The organism is Tundrisphaera lichenicola, assembly GCF_051175385.1.
In the GTDB taxonomy this organism is placed as follows: domain Bacteria; phylum Planctomycetota; class Planctomycetia; order Isosphaerales; family Isosphaeraceae; genus Tundrisphaera; species Tundrisphaera lichenicola.
The window spans coordinates 115,350-133,402 of the sequence record NZ_CP195108.1 but is presented as its reverse complement, the minus strand read 5'-3'; the positions used below and the strand labels follow the sequence as shown (position 1 = coordinate 133,402).

Sequence of the window (18,053 nt, the reverse complement as noted above, 5' to 3'; positions counted from 1 at the left end):
GGATGGAGTGGTCTCGACCTCAATCGTTGCCCGCGGGATCGGAGGACGAGCCGGCCGCACCCCTCTTGCCGATGAGCTTCAGGAGCGGCTCGGTCCAACGATCTCCGTCGGGCAGGCCTTCATCACCATCGATTGCACGGAGCATGGTGGACACGTTCCGCAGAGAAGGCTCCCAGAACTCCGGGTTTTCCGGCGGAAACAACTCCTTGTCGAGGATCGATGGATTCCTCAGAGCCCGGAGCAGGCGTTCGCTCGCGGCGCGGTCCGGCTCGGTCCGATCCTCGCGAGCATGGCCCGGTTCGAGCACGTCGGAGCCCTCGTCGGTCGACGAGTCGTCGGGCCAGACGAATCGGTGGAGCACGTCGAGCTCATCCGCAGGCAGGCGCTCGATCAGTTCAGGTAGCTCGAGGCCGAGATCGGGGAGGCTGGCGTAGCCGCGGAACTTCGACGCGTCGGCGAGCTGAGGCAGGAGTCTTGAGAGTTCTCGACAGCGCTCGCTTGTGACCCAATCGACGATCCCGAGGAGAGGAACCTCCGCCCCATGCAGGCTGCGGACGAGGTCGCACTCCTCCGCCGACAGTACCGATCGCAAATACGACGCAAACAACTGAGGATACCACGAGGGCATACCGCGGAGACTCGGCGACATGAGCTCTTCGGCGCCGATCGCCTCGATCATCCGCGCCGATCGCCCGAGTTCGCGCTCCACCAGGCCGAGGATGTCCTCATGCCCGTCGCAGGCGGGGAGCCGGAGGCGACCATGATGGTGCCACAGGTAATGCCGGACCTGACTCCTTGCCCCGGGGAGTGATTCGATCAGGAACGACCGGACCCGATCCTGTTCCTGGGCGAGTGGTGGCGGGGCGGGTCTCGGCAGGGGGGGGAGGCCGACCGTGGCGTACTCGGGGGGGGAGATCCAGGTGCTGTCGGACGCGTCCGGCAGCAAGAGCCCCAGCCCAGCGACGGGAGGACCGCGCGGCCCGCGGGCCGCCGGGGACGGGCCGAGCCTGGCGACCTCCTGCGACGGCCACGTGACCGGTTCGCCCGCGCCGGCGATCAGGACCTGCATGTCGCGGAGCACGGCCGCGGCGTGCTCGGGGTCGGCCCCCGGGTCCTCCCGCGCCGGGAGGAGCTGCCGCGCCTCTCGGGGGTGACCCTCGAGGACCGCCCGGACCGCGAGGTCCAACCGGAGCCGGTCGGCGAGTTTCGCCTGCCCCGGGCGCTCACGCAATCGGGTGAGCGCATCGCTAATCGCCGTCACGTCCGGCGGCGACGACCGAAGGCCCTTAGTGACGCCGATCACTGCGGCCAGGGCGTCGTGCGTCTCGACGGCCATGCGGAAGTCCGCGCCGAACTCGGTGTCTAGCGGCCCGATCGGAGCCGAACGGTCGAGGGGGCCACCGCCGAGATGCTCCGTGGCGGCCGACAACTGCCGGCTCAGCCCGACGGAGCGATCGATGTCCTCGAGCGTCCCGGGGGCGAGGAGATCGGAGCCCCGATCAGATCGCCGCAGGACGGTCGCGCCGAGGAACGGGTCCCGATCGCCCGCCGGCGCGGCTCGATCACCGGACTCGGGGGCCGCGCGGGCCCCCGACCGTGGCGTCGCAATCACCAGCGACGGGGCCGGCCCGTCCGCTACCGGTCCATCGGCCTCCGGCCCTCCGCCATTGGGGACGATCCGGACGACGATCCGGGAAGAACTTCCTTCGACAAGATCGGCGACGACCGTGCGGCCCCAGCCCGACGTCAGATCGACCACCTTGCGGACGGGATCGCTCTGTTCGAAGGTGGTCACGACGACCTTCCTGTCTCCCCGCTGGTACTCGGCCACCTCTCGGGCGAGCGCGCCCTCACCCTCCTGAGCCCGGGTCGCGAGGCACAGGAACCTTGCGGGATCGTCGGACGTGATCAAGCGGATGAGACGATCGCTCCGTCGCTCATGAGCAGCCAACTCCTGGCGGTGTCGTTCCCGATCAATGTGGTGGTGGTCTCTGCGTCTGGCAGCACTGACATCGGCGTGAGAGGGCCCGTTTACATCGACCCAGAGGCCCAGCACGAGTGCGGCCAGGGGCCAGGCGATCAGCGAGGTCGTTCGTCTTGTCAAGTCCTTCATGCCTGCCCTCGTCACGTCCGGGTCCACGGGGGAGTCAGGGTCGTCCTCACGACAGTCACGACGATCGGCTGGAAGAAGCCGACCTCGCGGGCCTGCCTCCCATGCCGGAAAATCGCCTGTTCGAAACACTGCAATGAATCGGCTCGGGGCGGTTGGATATGAGCCGCTGCCCCCCGGCCCAACCTCGTCGCGCGTCGGCGATAAGAGCGAGAAGCGGTTCGGTCCAGCGACCGGCATCGGGAAGATGCAACTCCCGTTGGACCTCGTTGAGCACGGTGGGGAACCCGTCGAGCATGCGGTCCAGGTGCTGATGGAAGGGTTCGGTCGTGGCTACCGGGATCCCCTGGTAAACAATGGAGGGGTTCTCCAGGACCTGTATCAATCGGCCCCTTGCGGCCTGTGTCGTCACGGAGGCGTCCTGACGGTCTCCATCCCGCCCCGCAGCCCCGGGCCCTTTCTCACCCGACGTACCGGCGGACCAGACGAAGCGGTGGATCCGGTCGAGGAAATCCTCCTCCCGCACGTCATCGATCAACCCGGGGAACTCGAGATGGAGTTCGGGGAATCTCGCATAGCTGAGGGACTTCGAGGCGTCGACAAGCTGGGGCAGGAACTTGGCCAACACATCAATTCGGTCGCGCGCGACCCGATCAGCGAGTTCCGGGAGCGGAGTTCCCTTCCGATGGAGGCCAGAGACGAGGTTACACTCCGCCCGCGTCAACGGGACGCGCAGGTTCGAGGCGAGCAGGCGTGGATACCAGGCCGGCATCCCGCGAAAGGTGGGGCTCGCCTGTACGTCGGTGCGGATTGACTCGACCACGCGGGCTGAGAGTTCCAGAAGGAGTTCCACCCGGGCGAAGAGCATTTCGTCCTCTTCGCAAGTCACGGGAGGCTCGGGCGGCCCTTGACCGGCAGCATTGAAGCGATGACGAATGCGGGCCGACTCCAAAGGGAAGGCCTCGCGCAAGAGCGACTTGACTCGACCCAGTTCCCGAGCGATCGGCGGTGGAACTGGTCGATGCTCGGCCTTGAAGACAAAGCGAGGCGGCGGGGCGGGTCTCGGCAGGGGGGGGAGGCCGACCGTGGCGTACTCGGGGGGGGAGATCCAGGTGCTGTCGGACGCGTCCGGCAGCAAGAGTCCCAGCCCGGCGACGGGAGGACCGCGCGGCCCGCGGGCCGCCGGGGACGGGCCGAGCCTGGCGACCTCCTGCGCCGGCCACGTGACCGGTTCGCCCGCGCCGGCGATCAGCATCTGCATGTCGCGGAGCACGGCCGCGGCGTGCTCGGGGTTGTTCCCCGGGTCGTCGCGCGACGGGAGAAGATCACGGGCCTGGGCGAGGTGACCTTCGAGGAACGCCCGGGCGGCCAACTCTAGTCTAAGCCGGTCGGCGAGTTTCGCCTGTCCCGGGCACTCGCGCAGGCGGTTGAGCGCATCGCGAACGGGCGACACGTCCGGCGGGGCATCTCGGGAGCCACTCGTTACTTCGGCCGTTGCAACCAGGACGTCGTACGTCGCGGCGGCCTCCCGAAAACCCGACCCGTACTCCGGCCCCAGGGGCCCGATCGGGGCCTCGCGGTCGGCGAGCTCGGGATGGACTTGGCGGGCGACGGCCGAGAGCTGGTCGAGCAACGCGACGGAGCTGGCGATGCCGTCGAGGGATTCGGGTGTCAAGAAGTCGGGGGCCGACTCCGATTGCAAGAACAGGGTCGCGCCGGACGACCAGGCCGGGCCGCTTCGTGGCGAAGGCACCGACCCATCGAGGGCCGCACCCGTACGTGCAGACGCGATCAAGAGCGACGGTGCCGAATGGCCCGGGTCGATCCGAACGACCATTGGAACGGCCGCCCCCTGACTGAGCTCGGCCACGAGGGTTTGAGTCTGGTCCTTGCGAATCTCGACCACGAGCCGGACGGGATCTCCATGACCGAAGGCCGTGGCCTTGATCTGCCTGTCACCCCATTCGTACTCCATCACGGTTCGAGCCAGTGGTCCTTCGCCGACCACCTCCCGCTTTGCGAGACAGAAAGGGTGATCCGAGACCAGCTGAGAGAGGCGAATGTGCTTCAGGATCTCGCCGACGGCGGAGGGACCGGCTTCGGGGTCTCGGTTGGGTTTAGGGACAGGAACGGATTGTTCAAGGGTGCCATCGGGTCGGCGCCTATTACCGTGTTTGCCATGGGCACTCGAAAGTCCACCCACATCACTCCAGAGGCTCAGCACCAACGCGCCCAAGAGCCAGGCAACGAACGAGGTCTTTCGTCTTGTAAGATTCATCGAATGGGTTCCCGTCGCATCCGGGGCCGGAGTGGAGCCATCGCTTCGCTAACCCGCGAGGTGTTCGATTTCGAGAACTGCAACGCGCCAGTCCTCGCGGCTCATCTGTCGTACGGCCTCTTGGATCCGGACCATGTCTCGCGTTCCCCGGTACGAAGCCGAGGTGGGAGCGATCCCAGACTCGACCAATGCGTGAACTTCGTCGAGACGCAAGGGAAGCTGTTCTCGGGTCCAGAAGGCGAAGAGCCGTTCGATACCCGTGGGCGGAGCCAACTGGACGTCCAGGATTTGGAGCGGCCGGTCGACCTGCAGCGGCGTCCGGGACGCGCCGGGGTGGAGATTCGACGGGTAAAGCAGGTTGAGGTTGCCCGACGGGCCGATGTTGTAAACCGTGGCGTAGCCGGGACGGTCGGCGACGACTTCGATACGGACGCGGTCACCCGTGCGGAGGGTGACCGAGGCCGGTGGTGGCGGGACCCGCTTCATGTCCCGAACCTGCCGGTCGGGGGGTGGATGGGTCGCGACCACCGGGGTGAAGGCATGGCGGTCGTCATGCCGACTGACCAGTAATCTTAGGTTGACCAGACCTTGTTGTTGCTGCGGAATCGTGAGTGTGTCAGCCAGGAGGTGATTGAGCGCCCCACGAAGGGATGCCAGCAACTCAGGTAAGGAGGAACGTTGCGCCGGGTCTGACCGGAGACCCTCTCGAATGACTCGCCCCAGTCGGGCCGGGAGAGCGTTGAGTCGAGGGTCGGGGTCCGGCAGGCCGCGTTCGGCGGCCCGCCGGAGTTTGGCGGCGGATTTCGCGACGAACGGCGGCTCGCCCGTGACCAAGCAGAATAGGGTCGCCGCCAACGCATAAACGTCCTGGGCCGGCGATACGACCCCGTCGAACACTTCGGGGGCCAGGTAGCTGAGGGTTCCGGAAACGTCCGGGTCCTCGGCCAGCCGGGCCGCGATCCCGAAGTCGGCCAGGAGCGCCTCATCGCGGTGCGGCTCCCAGAGGATGTTCGCCGGCTTGACGTCACGATGGATCACACCTTTGTCGTGGACGTGCGAGAGGCCCTCGGCGACATCGGCGATGTACCGCGCGGCCCCATGCCATGGAAACGGCTCCCCGCTCGCACGCATCCTGTCCGCGAGTGACCCACCGGGGACGTACTCGACGACGAGGAAGTCGGCGTCACCATGGGATAACCAGGCGTGGACAGCGACGACGTTCGGGTGTCGAAGTGTTGCCAAGAGCTGCGCGTCGCGTCGGAGGGAGGCGAGCGCGCCCTCCCGTCTTCCAGGATCGAGCCGCGCCTCGATCGTCTTGAGCACGACTTCACGTCTCAGTGAAAGATCCTCGGCCAGCCAGGCTTCACCGAAGGCCCCGGCCCCGAGGAAGCGTAATACGCGGTAGCCTTTGGGGGCAGCGGGCATCGTCCGGATTTCAGCAGGGTTGGACCGTCTCGACGGGCCGGAAGCCTTCGAACGCGACTCTCCTTGAGGAGCTAGCGCGGACCGGATCTGGTTCGGTGACATTTCCGTCAACCTCTCGAGCACGTCTCTGCAGAGCGGGCAGCTCTCGAGATGCAATTCGATGGATTGCTCGTCCTCGGGGGACAGCTCCTCGTCGAGAAACGCCCGCAGGACTTGTTCCGAAACGCAGTCGTGGTTTGTCACGGGGCCTCCCTCGGCCTGCTCCGATCAACTACTACCAATGAGCCGAGCCACCTCGTCATGGATTCGCCGCATGACGCGGCATTTCGCCGTGTGAACGGCACCGACGTTCATCCCCAGCTCGTCGGCGATCTCATGCCCCGATCGGTCCAGGATCGTTGTCCCGACGAAGGCCCGCCACTGTTTTTCACTAACCTGACTCTGGACATGTTGGCAGGCAATCCGGAGGAGGCCCTCGCGGTCCAACGACTCCTCGGCAGGCGGGACGACGCCGTGATCGGGGATTTCTTGAATCCGCCGCTGGGCGGAAGTTCCTCCGGAGGCGATGCCCTCAGTCCTCTTCTTGGCACGCTGGTGATCCACATAGGCGTGTTTGACGACCGTTGTCAGCCAGGGACGGAAGCGGCGGTGTAGGTCGAACTTCCCGCAAGGTAACTTTTTGAAAAGCCTCAGGAGGACCTCCTGAGAGAGCTCGTCAACTTCTCCTGGGGGGAGCCGGTACTTCCGGATCAGGTCACGAATGAACGGCTCATACCGCGAGATAAATTCCCCCCAGGCCGGCGCGTTCGCCGGGTCGTGTACCGCCTCGAGTTGACTCCTGTGTGTACTCGGCTCGTTTACATCGGCCATCCGAGTCCCCTCGAATCGCGACCGGACCACCTGTACTACGCGTCCAAGCCAGAAATCCTACAACGTGCCATCCAGATTCGCGCCCCTGCCCAGAGAAGCGGAGGAAGCCGTGCGAAGCCTTGTAAGGTTCGGTGCTTCCCGCCGTAGGGCTCATGTCACGAGTTGGTGCGATCGGCCGCGAGCGGGAAACCGCGTGATGCCGGACGAACGAATTGAAGGAGACTGGCCTTTGAAATGTGCATTGTGCGTTGACCTTTCCCCCCGGGCAAGGTGCCATCGGCCTAACACACCGATAGTTGATCCCAGCGGTCGAACGGTTCGTTCCGCTGTAGGGCTCCCGAAACACCCCGTCCCCGTCTAATTCCGGTGGACTGCTTGCTGAGCGGGGTCGCTGTGGCCTCGCGACGAACGGAGCCATTAGGCCCGGCATATCTTCATCTCATTTCGGAGGGAACGACCGTGTTGAAGAAGACACTTTCGATTCTGGGACTGGCGTCGATCCTGACTGGCACCGCATTCCGGCCAGGGGAGTCCAAGGCCCTGACTGCTGGCGAAGTATCGCAGGTCCGCTCCACCGCGACGGCTCACGATTGCCCCCGGCCCGATCGAGGGGAGACGAAGTTCGGCCCCTTCAAGACCCGAGATCAGGCGGAGCGGAAGCGCCACTCGCTCGAACGCGAAGGCTGGCGCTCCCACATCGTGAAGTGCGACGAATGCCGGGACTGGTACGTCTTCGCCCGGCCGAGCCGTCGCTGATAGGTTACCACCCCGGGAGAAGGGTTGGCCCCCACCCGGGGTGGCAACAATTTATTCTGATCCGTGGGCTCCTCTCCGTCGCCATACCACACGTCTTTGTCCCGGCCCTCGGGATGCGCGATTCGGTGTGGCCAGCCCGCTCGGCCCGAGGCCCGCCACCAGCCCGAACCGACGAGGACGCGGCGTGAAGTGTGACGGACTGCTCGAAAGTCCTCGCAGAAGGTGGCAGGGGTCCAAGGACTCTTTCCTCCTTGCCCCGCAGCTCATTCGGGGACCGCTACTCCCGGCACGTTTCACCATCCCGGAGCTTCGTCATGTTCGACGTGTTATCGTCGCGAAAATCATGTTCTCGTAAGGTGATACGGCGTAGGAAGCCCCGGCTCATTGCATCCTTCGACCTGCTCGAACAACGACGAGTGTTGTCCGGACCGAACACACTCAGCCTGCCCCAACCTCTCGGCCTCCTCGGCCAAGTGGTCGTGATCGAGACGCCGGTTAGCTTCACCGTGACAAACACGAACGACGGCGGAGAAGGTTCGCTTCGATGGGCCATCGAACGGTCGAATGCCACGATCGGCCGGAACATCGTCCGATTCAACATTCGCAATGACGGAAGGAACGTCACCGAAGATGTCGATTCGCATCTCGTCGGGGGCGATCCTGAGGCGGACGTGTTCGTCATTCGTCCCCTCACGGCGCTGCCCGCCTTGAGCGACACGACCGGGGGAACATGGATCCTCGGACATTCACAAGCAGGAACAAACGCCGACCTCAGTGCGTTTGGGCCCGAGGTCGTGCTCGACGGAAGTCGAATCTCTGACCCCTCAGCGGCTGGGTTGAGCATTTCGCCACACGCGGACGGTAACCGGGTCGAGGGCCTCAACATCCAGGGCTTCTCGGGCGACGGCATCTCGATCGTGCGCAGCGACGGCAACGTCATCGCCGGGAACTGTATCGGGACCGATGCGACCGGGACCCGAGCTCGCCCGAACAATCGCGGAATCCTGGTCTCGGCGGGATCCCAGTCCAACGTCATCGGCTCCGATGCGAGTGGAACCGCCCTCGAGAGTCGGGTCAACGTGATTTCGGGCAATCGCGGTCCTGGGATCCGGATCCAACGCGGCTCGGCGACGGACGAGACCCGGAACAACATCATCAGGGCGAACTACATCGGCACAGATGCGTTCGGCCGCGTCGTTGACGGCATGGGGAACCAGGCGTCGGGCATCCAGTTCGTCTCCTCCGGCCCGGGGGCCGGCGTCTACGGCAACCGCATCGTCGAGAACGTGATCGACGGGAACACGAGCGGCGATGTCGATGCATTCGGGGTGCCGGCCGATGCGAATACCGTCGCCGGCAACGCCGACCGGACGCTCACCGCGACGTTCGCGAACGGCGTGCTGACGGTCGTCGGCTCGCAGGCGGCCGACCACATCCTTGTCTACCGAAACGGCCAGTCCGTGTACGTGACGGAGGCCTCACTCAAGGTGAACCTGGCGGTCGTCGATGCCCGCGCGTTGCGCCAGATCACCGTCGACGCCCGGGGCGGGAACGACTGGGTGGAAGTCGATTCCGCGATCACGGTGGCGGCGCGCCTGTCCGGCGGGGCGGGCGACGACAAGCTCCTGGGGGGCGGGGGCAACGACACGCTCCTCGGCGGGGCCGGCAGCGACGAGATCCTCGGCAGGGGTGGCAACGACCTGCTCTCGGGCGAAGACGGCGACGACATACTGATCGGCGGCGATGGCAACGACGAGATCCAGGGTGGTGCCGGGAATGACTACGTCCTGGGCGGAGCGGGCAACGACCTGCTCTCGGGCGGCGATGGCGACGATCAGCTCTACGGCGAGGACGGAGACGACCAGATCTTCGCCGGCGCGGGCAGCAACATGATCGACGGCGGGACCGGCAATGACCGGCTCTACGGCGGCAGCGGCGCAGACTCCATCCTCGCGGGGCCCGGGGATGATTTCGTCGACGCCGGGGCAGGCGACGACCAGGTGCTCGGCGAGGACGGCAACGACGTCATCTACGCGGGCTTCGGCAACGACATGGTCGATGGCGGCACCGGCGATGACAACCTGCGCGGCGGGGACGGCGACGACATGCTGGGGGGCTCGGCCGGCTACGACTGGATCTTCGGGGGGAATGGCGCCGACTGGATCGACGGCTCTGACGGGAACGACACCCTGCTCGGGGGCACGGGCGTCGACTGGCTGCAGGGCGGGGCAGGCAATGACCATTTGGAGGGGGGGGCCGACCGCGACGAGCTGGACGGCGGCCCCGGGCGTAACGTGGTGATCCAAGGGGACGACGGGACACCGAGCGATCCCGCGATCGGGAGCATCAGCCAGGCGTCGTTCTTCGGCGGTGTGTGGGACGTGGTTAAGTCCCCGTTCAAATGGACCTTGGACCGGGCATTCCAGATTGCCAACCGTTTCAAGGGCTGGGTCGAGAGCTTCGACGAACGGGTCATTCGCTTCGGTAATGGGCTCTGGGACGGACTTACGAACTGGCCCTGGGAACGTGGGTTTTGGAGTGGGTGGGGACGAACGATCGTCAACGCCCTGGAGATCTCTGGCCTGAGTGAAGCCTGGGAGACGGCATTCGATTTCATCCACCCCTGGCAGCGGGCGATGACGAAAGTGGAGATATCGGAGGCGCGGAAGGTCTTCGGCCTGTCGATCGACTACGACTTGGTCCGCATCGACACCCTCTCGGTGATGGCGCTCATCGGTCGCACGCACGTCACGGGCAACATTATCAACACCGCCAACTTGAGCCGGGACGACATCCCGATCGACGTACTAATTCACGAGCTGACGCACGTCTGGCAATACCAGCATGATGGGATCATCTACATCCCGGAGGCGCTCGATGCTCAGATGACCGGCGGCTATGAGTACTTCGGCGTCAGTAATCTCCAGGCAACCATGGCTCGGGGCGGAGGCCTGCGCTCGTTCAATCGCGAGCAGCAAGGAGAGATCGTGCAAGATTACTACATCCGTCGAAAACAGATCGTTGATCATCCCACCGACCCGCGACGGTCGCAGTGGATGGACGACCTCGCCGTTTACGCCTACTTCGTCGCCCAGGCGTCGACGCGATCTCAAGCGGAGTTGGCCGGGATTGCCGCTCCACTGACATGAGCGATTGTGGAGCACATTGTCAGGGTCGGGTGAGGGCGGCACTCGTGGGGCGGTCCTGGCGCGGGGCAGATCGATATCCGCTCCACGATGTTCCGCGTGACCTTCTTCCTCCGCCGATCGTAAAGCCGCGTGGTACGCGGGTCAGCGTGTCCGGCCAGGTGCTGCACGTCCTCCAGCGGCACGTTCTGCTCCAGCAAGTCCGTGACCGTCGCCACGCGGAACGAGTGGGGCGAGAACCGGTCCGGGAGCCCGGCGGCCTTGAGGCGCCGTTTCATCATGCGGCAGATGTCGATGCCGCTCATCGCCTTCATTTTCAACTGTTTCGTCCGGCGCATGGCCGGGCGGAAGAGGGGCCCCTCGGTAATCTTGGCGGCCTCGATGTAGGCGAGCAGGAACTGCTCCAGATCATGCCGGACGGGGATCTCGCGGGACTTGCCGCCCTTTTCGGCGAACCGCAAGGGGTTCCGATAGCAACGGAGAAAAAACCAACGATCTTCCGGGTGACGGATGTTCAGAAACGCATCGAGCACGACGGTGATCATGGCCGCGGTGATCGAGCAGCTCCGGACCGAGGGCAGGACTGTAAATGACGAGGAAATCGCCCAGCTTTTGTAAGCCCGGTTCGAGCCCGTCATTCGTACGATATGTACCGCCGTAGACGGCTTCCTCGGTCCGTAGGACTAGGAGAGGGAACGTCTATCGGCTAACATCGCGTTTTAGCGTCAAACCGCCTGTCGATTTTGAGGTCACCAATCGATTGGAATTCCATCCCAGGCTTTTATTAATTTCTCGATCTTTCACATCATCAAGTGGAGATTTGTAGCCAGACTTAATGACTCGCGCGTCTTGAATGTATGAATCGGCAATATTGCGTCCATCATAGCAAAGAAGTTGCAAAGTCACGAGAGTCTTCAATCCGGACTTTGTGGATTTCACCACAAAAGACGCGGGAAACACTTTGCCAGCGAACTCCACTTTCCGTGGAATTTCGAAATAAATCAAACCGCTATTAATGTTACGATTCCATGTAATCAATACCCATTGGCATGGTTCGAATTTGTCACCGCGAATCAATGGTAGAGTGCCAATAGGACAAGCCGCTGAATGTTCATCCGGATACCACCAGCCGTCCGATGGATTGTCACAAGAGGGCTCAAAAACCACTGATCCGCCCGCCGGATCATTCACGAGCCCCTCAAGGGGCAAGTTTTTGAGAGGGCCAGGCCGATTTCCGCTGTAATCCTGGTATCCACCCCATGTCCAGATCCCGCTCCCATAGGCTTCGGCGCCGTCATTTGCGAACCAAGTTCTGCCGCCCGCCAAATTGACGACTGTGGGAGCATTCCAGTAGGGCGCGTATCCCACGGCATACAGGACGGGATAGGATTCTCTTGCAACATCAATCGCAGACGCTGCATCTCGAACGGCGGACCTGGCAACATCCTTCCACTTGGATACTTCGTCACTCAGATCAGCGATCGTAAGAGTGTCGTCCAAAGCCTTCTGAGCCAAATGAAATGCGTCGCCAGCGTTTTGCAATGCCAGGCTCGCCTGGTCGGCCATGTCCTTGCCTTGAGGCCCCGTCCTGATCGTTTTCGCTATGTCTAGGACTTGCCTAGCACTTTCAATGCAAGCCTTCGCGTGGCCCTGCGTACGCTCTGCCGTCTCTTTGGCCTCTCTCTGGGCTCCAATCGTTGATTGGTCGAGGCGTTTCGGAAGAGCAACCACAGGATCCGGCAGATTGGGGATATCACAACTGTGTGGGACAGTAGGGTCGGTGAAGCACCGTGACGCCGCCTCCACCAATGACGATAGTGCGTCGTTTATCTCGCGTTGTTTATGCACGAGTGCGGTACTATCGAATGGTTCGAATTGCTCCGAGTTGAAGAGAACGTATTCGACGGAGTTTAGGAGTTGCCGATATCGAAGCTGATACAAGCCCATCCGCTGCAGTTGCTGTCGTTGGTTCTCGAGTTGAATTGGAGTGGCACCAGGATCTCTTGGAAGAACGTCGTATGTTTAAGATGAAGCAGTGTAATTATATAAATTATCTCACGTAACAGTATTCGCGAAGGTAGACGCCTTGGACGCAAGGTTTTCTGGCGTCAACGGGGTGTCTGCGTCGCTGCCGCCTCTCTGAAAATGTTTGATGGTAATTGAATAAGAAGACGTGATTTTTTGCAAAGAACTTTGAAATGATGCGGACCCTTGATTTATACCCAAGATATCACTAGCTTTGATCGAGGCGTTGATACTTTCAAAATCTGATCGATTGTGGTATTGGATCTCCATGAATAGAATCAGCTCACCACCCAAAGTGACCCCCGCCAGAAAGACGTCGCCGTATAGTTTTCGAAATGCGTCCGGGCCCGCGGCACTGGTCAGTAATCGATTCGCGTCGCCTCTCAATTTGGGACTCTGCAAAATCGTCGTCCCGGCTTTAACGGTCACGACCGCAGCAATGTAAAGTGAATAATCGTGGATTTTCATCGTGGCCGATCAGTGTCGGACGGCACCCGACCATTGGTCTATCATTCGGAAGTGACACAACTGGCCATCAGCCTTGAGGATCGCATCGGCGGAGCCGCACCATGGACGACCTCTCTCGCTTCTGCTGCCTGAATTCTCAGTGCCTCGAACATGGCAAGCGTGGGGCCGGAAATCTGACGGTGACCAGCCGCTATGGTCCCGAGAAGTCCCGACGCATGCTCCGCTGCCAGGCTTGCAAGGCCCGATTCTCCGAGCGCAAAGGGACGCTACTCTTCGACTCGCGACTGCCGCCGGAGAAGATCGAATCGGTCCTGGAGCATATCGCCGAAGGGTGCGGCGTTCGACAGACGGGTCGGCTCTGCAAGGTCGATCGCGGCACCGTCGGCCGCCTGAGTCGGGTCGCTGGCGAGCATTCCCGCGACCTCCACGACGAGTTGGTCGCGATTTCCCCCCCTCACACGCGAGGCCCAGTTCGATGAGAAGTGGTCCTTCGTCGCCAAGAAGGAGAAGAATTGCGACCAGACCGACCCGGCCGATGACCGCAAGGGAGACACCTGGGACCATGTCGCGATCGATGCCGAGAGTCGGTTGGTGATCGGCGTCGTGTCCGGCGAGCGGACGGCCGCGAACGTCGTCGCGGTGATCGATGACTTCAAGCGACGCACCGGGGGAAGGCTGATGGACCTGATCACCACCGACGGCTATCAGGCCTACGAGAATGCGATCCTCGAGGCCTATGGGGAGACGATCACGCCGCCCCGGACCGGCAAGCGAGGCCGGCCCAGGGCCCCTTACAAGGTCGAGCCGGTGGGCCTGACCTATGCCGTGGTGGAGAAGACGCAAGAGAGAGGCCGTGTGGTGGCCATCGCCACGCGGGTGATCTTCGGCACGATGGCGGCGGTGGCCGCGGCGTTGGGGATGTCCAGGGTGAGCCGATCGATCAACACATCGTTCGTGGAGCGGCAGAACGGCACGGACCGGCATCGCAACGCCCGGAAGACTCGCAAGACATACCGATTCAGCAAGGACTGGCGGCATCACGAATCGGTGACCTACCTGACGATGTACGTCTCCAATTTCTGCTGGCCGGTCCGGACCTTACGGATCAAAGACGACCAGGGCATCTGGCGGAAGAGGAGTCCGGCGATGGCGGCCGGGCTGGCCGATCACGTCTGGTCAATTCCCGAATGGCTGGCCTTCCCATCCGTGCGACAATGATCGGCCACGAGGCGACGTTTTACCTTGTTCTAAAGCTTCAATCGGCTCTCGGTGAGAGTTGCAATCGCCTCGAAGGCCGGGACCAAGGACAAAAACCCTTAAAGGATATTTCCGCAGGAATCTGGACGGTACCCTACTTTCGGGAACTCAACCTCGCCGCCACGATCGACGAACTCGTCCCCTGGCAGGGCGACGTACCCCTGGGCGCCCTCGTCGAAGTCCTCGTGGCCAACCGACTGCTTCAGCCCAAGGCCCTATTCCGCATCGGCCAATGGGCCCAATCCGCCGCACTGACCGACTACTACGGGCTCACCACCGAGCAACTCAACGACGACCGACTCGGTCGCGCCCTGGAACGATTCGCCGAGCACGCTGACACGATCCAGGCCGCCCTGGTTCTCAAGGCCATTGAGCGGTTCGAGCTGGACGTCGCCCAGATCCATTACGACTTGACCATTGTCGAGTTGTACGGGGCCTACGATGCCGCGTCGCCCGAGGGTCAGCCCAAGCCGACCCCAATGCCGGCCTACGGCCGCACCAAGAGCGGTCGCAAGCACGTCAAGCAGGTCCAGCTTGGCCTCGACGTTACCGGCGACGGCGGCGTGCCGGTGGGCCACCTGTCGCTGGACGGCAAGGCAGCCGAGGTCACCAGCCACATGGAAAACCTCAAGCTCCTGGCCCGGACCCTGCCCAAGGGCAAGCTGCTCTACATCGCCGACACCAACCTCGACTCACCGAAGAACCTGCTGACGATTGCGGCCCGAGAGGGCCAGTTCCTCTGCGGCGGGGTTCTCCTGCCGCAACTCCAGGGCCGCTACCTGGAGATGCGGGACGAGCTGAAGGTGGTGGACTACTTTCCCCAGAGCCAGGCCAAGCTCGCCCCCGAGGAACGTGACCAGTACAAGGCCGTCGAGGTCGCCGAGCAGATCGAGGGCGAGGTCGATGAGAAGGCGGTCCGCCTGGAGGCTGGGATTGCTTTGATTCGGCCCATGTTTGGAGGCGAGACCGGGCGATGGTCAGGATGAGGCTGTCATCTTCTGATCTTCGACTCGCCCCCGCCCCCCGAGGGGCTCGCGGGGGCTTGGAGACGGCTGGGAGCGACCGCGAACCCCTCTTGGACCCCCTCCTTATCCCGCCAGGGGCATCGTCTGCCAGCCGAAGTGCATCACGTTGTGTGCCAGCACGCTCCACAACACCACGCATCTCACCTTCGACAACCCTCGGACTCGGAACCGCTCCAGGCCTCGCTCGGTCTTCAACTCCGCGTTGACCGTCTCGATCGTCGAGGCGCGGTCCTTGTAACCCGCCTTCGCCTGGGCCGTCCCCATCCGGACACGCCAGGCCGCCACCGCTTCGCTGTCGGTCTTCTTCGGCCGATGCGGGTCGGCGTCCTTCTTGCGGGGCTTGGGCACCGGCATCGTCAGCGTCACCGCCGGCCCGGCCGCGGCGGCCCGGTCCAGGTCGTCGAGCTTCACGTTGCCGCCGTCGAGCAGTTGCTCTCCGACGACCTGGCCGGTCCGCTCCCGGACCTGGTCTCGCATCGGCTCGGACAGCCCCGCGTCGCTGCCGGCCTTGGTGACCTCCACGCCCACTACTAGTTCATCGACGCTAAAATTGTGGGTAAAGGTACCTCAGCTTGACCCGGGCATCGGCCGTCGTGAACTTCCAGATCACCCGACCGCCCTCGGCGTTCCGGGCTCGCTCCCACGCGGCGCACTCGGCGGCCAGGAGTTCGGGCTCCCCGATCCGACGGGCCAGGCACTGCCGGGCCAGCACCGAGAGCTCGATCTCCGCCACGTTCAGCCAGCTCCCGTTGCGCGGCGTGTGCACGATCTCCAGCCGCCGCGCCAGCCGGCGCGCCTCCGCCGCCGGGAACGCCGCATACAGCGACGCGGTCGTGTGCGTGTTCAGGTTGTCGCAGACCAGCCGGACCTTGCGCGCCGCCGGGTAGTCCTCGTCCAGCAGTCGCCTGACCTCGTGCGCCCAGTCGACCCGCGTGCGGCTCTCCCGGCAGCTGACCCGCCGCCAGCCCCGGTTCGGGTCGAAGAACATGAAGATCGCCTGCACCCCCTTGCGCTCGTAGTGGTAGTCCTCCCGCGCCGCACGGCCGCGGGCCGGCGGGAGCGGGTCGTGGAGGCCTTCCAGCATCTGCTTGGCCGCCTCGTCCATGCAGACCGTCGGCTCCTCCTCGCTCGGCGGCATCGCGTACACGTCGAGGACCTCCTCCATCTGCGCGACGAACCGGGCCGAATCCCGCTCCGGGATGCACCACGACTCGGCCTTCAGCCAGGGCTTCAGCGCGTTTTTTTTAGCGCCCCTGCGGACCGTCTCGACCGAGACCTCGGTGACCAGCTTGCGGGCCATCAACTCGCCGGCCAGGAGCTTGAGCGTCCAGCGGGCCCGGCCCTCCGGCGGCGGGCCGCAGTGGATGGCGACCAGGTGGGCCTCGACGTGGCCATCGATCTTGGGGGGGACCGGCGGTGCTTCGCGGGCCTTGCGCCCGAAGGCGGCGTCGGGCCCTCCGGCGACGAAGCTCTTGCGGACCCGGGCGACGGTGTTGACGTGCATCCCGAGGGCCTCGCCGATCCAGGCGTCGTTGCGGCGGCCCTCCGGGTGGGCCTCGTCGGCGTGGAGCAACAGCCTGGCGTACCGGGCCTTACGGGCCGGCGTCCGGCCGTCACGGGCGGTCCGTTCGAGGTCCCGGCGCTGCTCGGCGGTGAGGTGGACCTGGCATTTCAGAGCGGAGTTCATCGGGTCGGCCTCCGGTGCCCGGATGGTGTCGGAAATCCGACCCGATTTTACCCACTTCTTTAGCGTCGATGAACTACTACAGCCCGGCTCTGGGTATCCACGGCCAGTTGCACGTTGTACGCCGGGCGATTCCCGCCGTCGGGCATACGCATGAACCTCGCCTCGGGGTCGGTCGTGCTGGCCCGGGCCCGCTCGGCCTTGGTCGGCTTGTCCTTCTGCTGGGCCCTGGCCGCCTCGACTTAGGCCAGCTCCTGGAGGGCCTGCTTCATGCGGTCGACCCGACCCTGGGCCGCCTTCCGCTCGGCGAGCCGGCGACGCTCGGTGGCGTCGTCGGACTTCGCGGCCTGCTTGGCGATGATCTCCAGATGAGCCTTGGCTCGCTCCAACGACGACTCGATCGTCTCGCGTCGCTTGAAGCTGCCGGCCCCGGCGGAGGCCCGGACCCGGGTGCCGTCCTGGGCTATCCGGCTGACGGTCACCAACTCGCCTCGGATCATCACCGCGAGCATCTGGGTCAGGAGATCCTCCAGCGGCCCGGCGTGCTCGACCCGGAAGTCATTGAGCATGTGATAGTTGACCGAGACCGTGCCGCAGAGCCAGCGGTAGGGGTCGCTCTCCTGGCAGAGTCGGGCCAGCTCGCGGCCATTGGCGAGGCCCTGGGTGGCGGTATGGAGCCAGAGCGATATGAGCAACCGGGGATCGGTGGAAGCCCGGCCCGGTGCCTCACCCCGAGCCCGAATGGTCCCGAGAAACCGGGACAGGTCCCAGGTCTGGACCAGATCCCAGACCAGGCGAGCGTCATGGTCGTCGGCGATCAATTCGTCGATCGAGCAGGGACGCATGATCAACTGGTCGCGGACCGGACGTCGCAACCGGGGAGCCGGCACGGGGCCGAGGTCAGCACCGGGTCGGGGTGTCGGCCCCGGGGCGTCCACGGATTCGGGAAACAGCGGCAGATCGCTCATGCGTGTAGTATAGCCGGCGCGAGGGGGAAAAAATCCTAGCC

General features: G+C 64.2%; 15 protein-coding genes and 1 pseudogene. 5 read left to right on the top strand and 11 right to left on the bottom strand.

Going from position 1 to position 18,053, the window contains the following annotated elements; all coding sequences use genetic code 11:
• Positions 1-19: 19 nt before the first annotated feature.
• The 5 genes and pseudogenes from P12x_RS30895 to P12x_RS30875 form a co-directional block, all read right to left on the bottom strand.
• Positions 20-2,113, bottom strand: coding sequence for a hypothetical protein (locus P12x_RS30895; protein ID WP_435011944.1), 2,094 nt, complete (start codon positions 2,111-2,113; stop codon positions 20-22).
• A gap of 55 nt (positions 2,114-2,168) precedes the next feature.
• Entirely contained in the window at positions 2,169-4,085 is a 1,917-nt protein-coding gene (locus P12x_RS30890) for a hypothetical protein (RefSeq protein ID WP_435011943.1), read from the bottom strand.
• A gap of 351 nt (positions 4,086-4,436) precedes the next feature.
• Positions 4,437-5,813, bottom strand: coding sequence for a serine/threonine-protein kinase (locus tag P12x_RS30885; RefSeq protein ID WP_435012019.1), 1,377 nt, complete (start codon positions 5,811-5,813; stop codon positions 4,437-4,439).
• Positions 5,814-5,951: 138 nt separating this feature from the next.
• Positions 5,952-6,056, bottom strand: a pseudogene (locus P12x_RS30880) (zf-HC2 domain-containing protein); the annotation flags it as partial.
• Between the two features lie 24 nt (positions 6,057-6,080).
• Positions 6,081-6,683 (bottom strand): RNA polymerase sigma factor, encoded by a 603-nt coding sequence (locus P12x_RS30875; protein WP_435011942.1) that lies wholly within the window; start codon positions 6,681-6,683, stop codon positions 6,081-6,083.
• A gap of 459 nt (positions 6,684-7,142) precedes the next feature.
• Between P12x_RS30875 and P12x_RS30870 the strand changes: the two genes are divergently transcribed.
• Together P12x_RS30870 and P12x_RS30865 are read left to right on the top strand one after the other, a co-directional pair.
• Positions 7,143-7,439 (top strand): hypothetical protein, encoded by a 297-nt coding sequence (locus P12x_RS30870; protein WP_435011941.1) that lies wholly within the window; start codon positions 7,143-7,145, stop codon positions 7,437-7,439.
• Between the two features lie 479 nt (positions 7,440-7,918).
• Positions 7,919-10,588, top strand: a complete 2,670-nt coding sequence (locus P12x_RS30865) for a hypothetical protein (protein ID WP_435011940.1) — start codon at positions 7,919-7,921, stop codon at positions 10,586-10,588.
• On the opposite strand, the gene P12x_RS30860 is transcribed toward P12x_RS30865, so the two are convergent.
• The 3 genes from P12x_RS30860 to P12x_RS30850 all read right to left on the bottom strand — a co-directional run bounded on the left by P12x_RS30860 (position 10,549) and on the right by P12x_RS30850 (position 13,078).
• A complete protein-coding gene (locus P12x_RS30860; protein WP_435011939.1) occupies positions 10,549-11,130 on the bottom strand; it encodes a tyrosine-type recombinase/integrase in 582 nt (193 codons plus the stop codon). The genes P12x_RS30865 and P12x_RS30860 overlap by 40 nt on opposite strands.
• 154 nt (positions 11,131-11,284) lie before the next feature.
• Entirely contained in the window at positions 11,285-12,151 is an 867-nt protein-coding gene (locus P12x_RS30855; protein ID WP_435011938.1) for a hypothetical protein, read from the bottom strand.
• Positions 12,152-12,640: 489 nt separating this feature from the next.
• Positions 12,641-13,078, bottom strand: a complete 438-nt coding sequence (locus P12x_RS30850; protein ID WP_435011937.1) for a hypothetical protein — start codon at positions 13,076-13,078, stop codon at positions 12,641-12,643.
• 101 nt (positions 13,079-13,179) lie between these two features.
• On the opposite strand from P12x_RS30850, the gene P12x_RS30845 reads away from it, so the two are divergent.
• From P12x_RS30845 to P12x_RS30835, 3 genes are all read left to right on the top strand, one after another.
• Positions 13,180-13,557, top strand: coding sequence for a helix-turn-helix domain-containing protein (locus P12x_RS30845; RefSeq protein WP_435011936.1), 378 nt, complete (start codon positions 13,180-13,182; stop codon positions 13,555-13,557).
• Positions 13,558-13,669: 112 nt separating this feature from the next.
• Positions 13,670-14,296, top strand: coding sequence for a hypothetical protein (locus P12x_RS30840; RefSeq protein ID WP_435011935.1), 627 nt, complete (start codon positions 13,670-13,672; stop codon positions 14,294-14,296).
• Positions 14,266-15,321: an IS1634 family transposase gene (locus tag P12x_RS30835; RefSeq protein ID WP_435011934.1), complete on the top strand. Its 1,056-nt coding sequence runs from the start codon at positions 14,266-14,268 to the stop codon at positions 15,319-15,321. Before P12x_RS30840 ends, P12x_RS30835 begins: the two co-directional genes overlap by 31 nt.
• A 102-nt stretch (positions 15,322-15,423) precedes the next feature.
• Here the strand turns inward: P12x_RS30835 and P12x_RS30830 are convergent, their stop codons facing one another.
• From P12x_RS30830 to P12x_RS30820, 3 genes are all read right to left on the bottom strand, one after another.
• A complete protein-coding gene (locus P12x_RS30830; protein ID WP_435011933.1) occupies positions 15,424-15,888 on the bottom strand; it encodes a transposase in 465 nt (154 codons plus the stop codon).
• 16 nt (positions 15,889-15,904) lie between these two features.
• Entirely contained in the window at positions 15,905-17,047 is a 1,143-nt protein-coding gene (locus P12x_RS30825) for an IS630 family transposase (RefSeq protein WP_435011932.1), read from the bottom strand.
• Positions 17,048-17,286: 239 nt separating this feature from the next.
• Complete coding sequence (locus P12x_RS30820; RefSeq protein WP_435011931.1) at positions 17,287-17,889, bottom strand: transposase; 603 nt, start codon at positions 17,887-17,889, stop codon at positions 17,287-17,289.
• Positions 17,890-18,053: the final 164 nt, after the last annotated feature.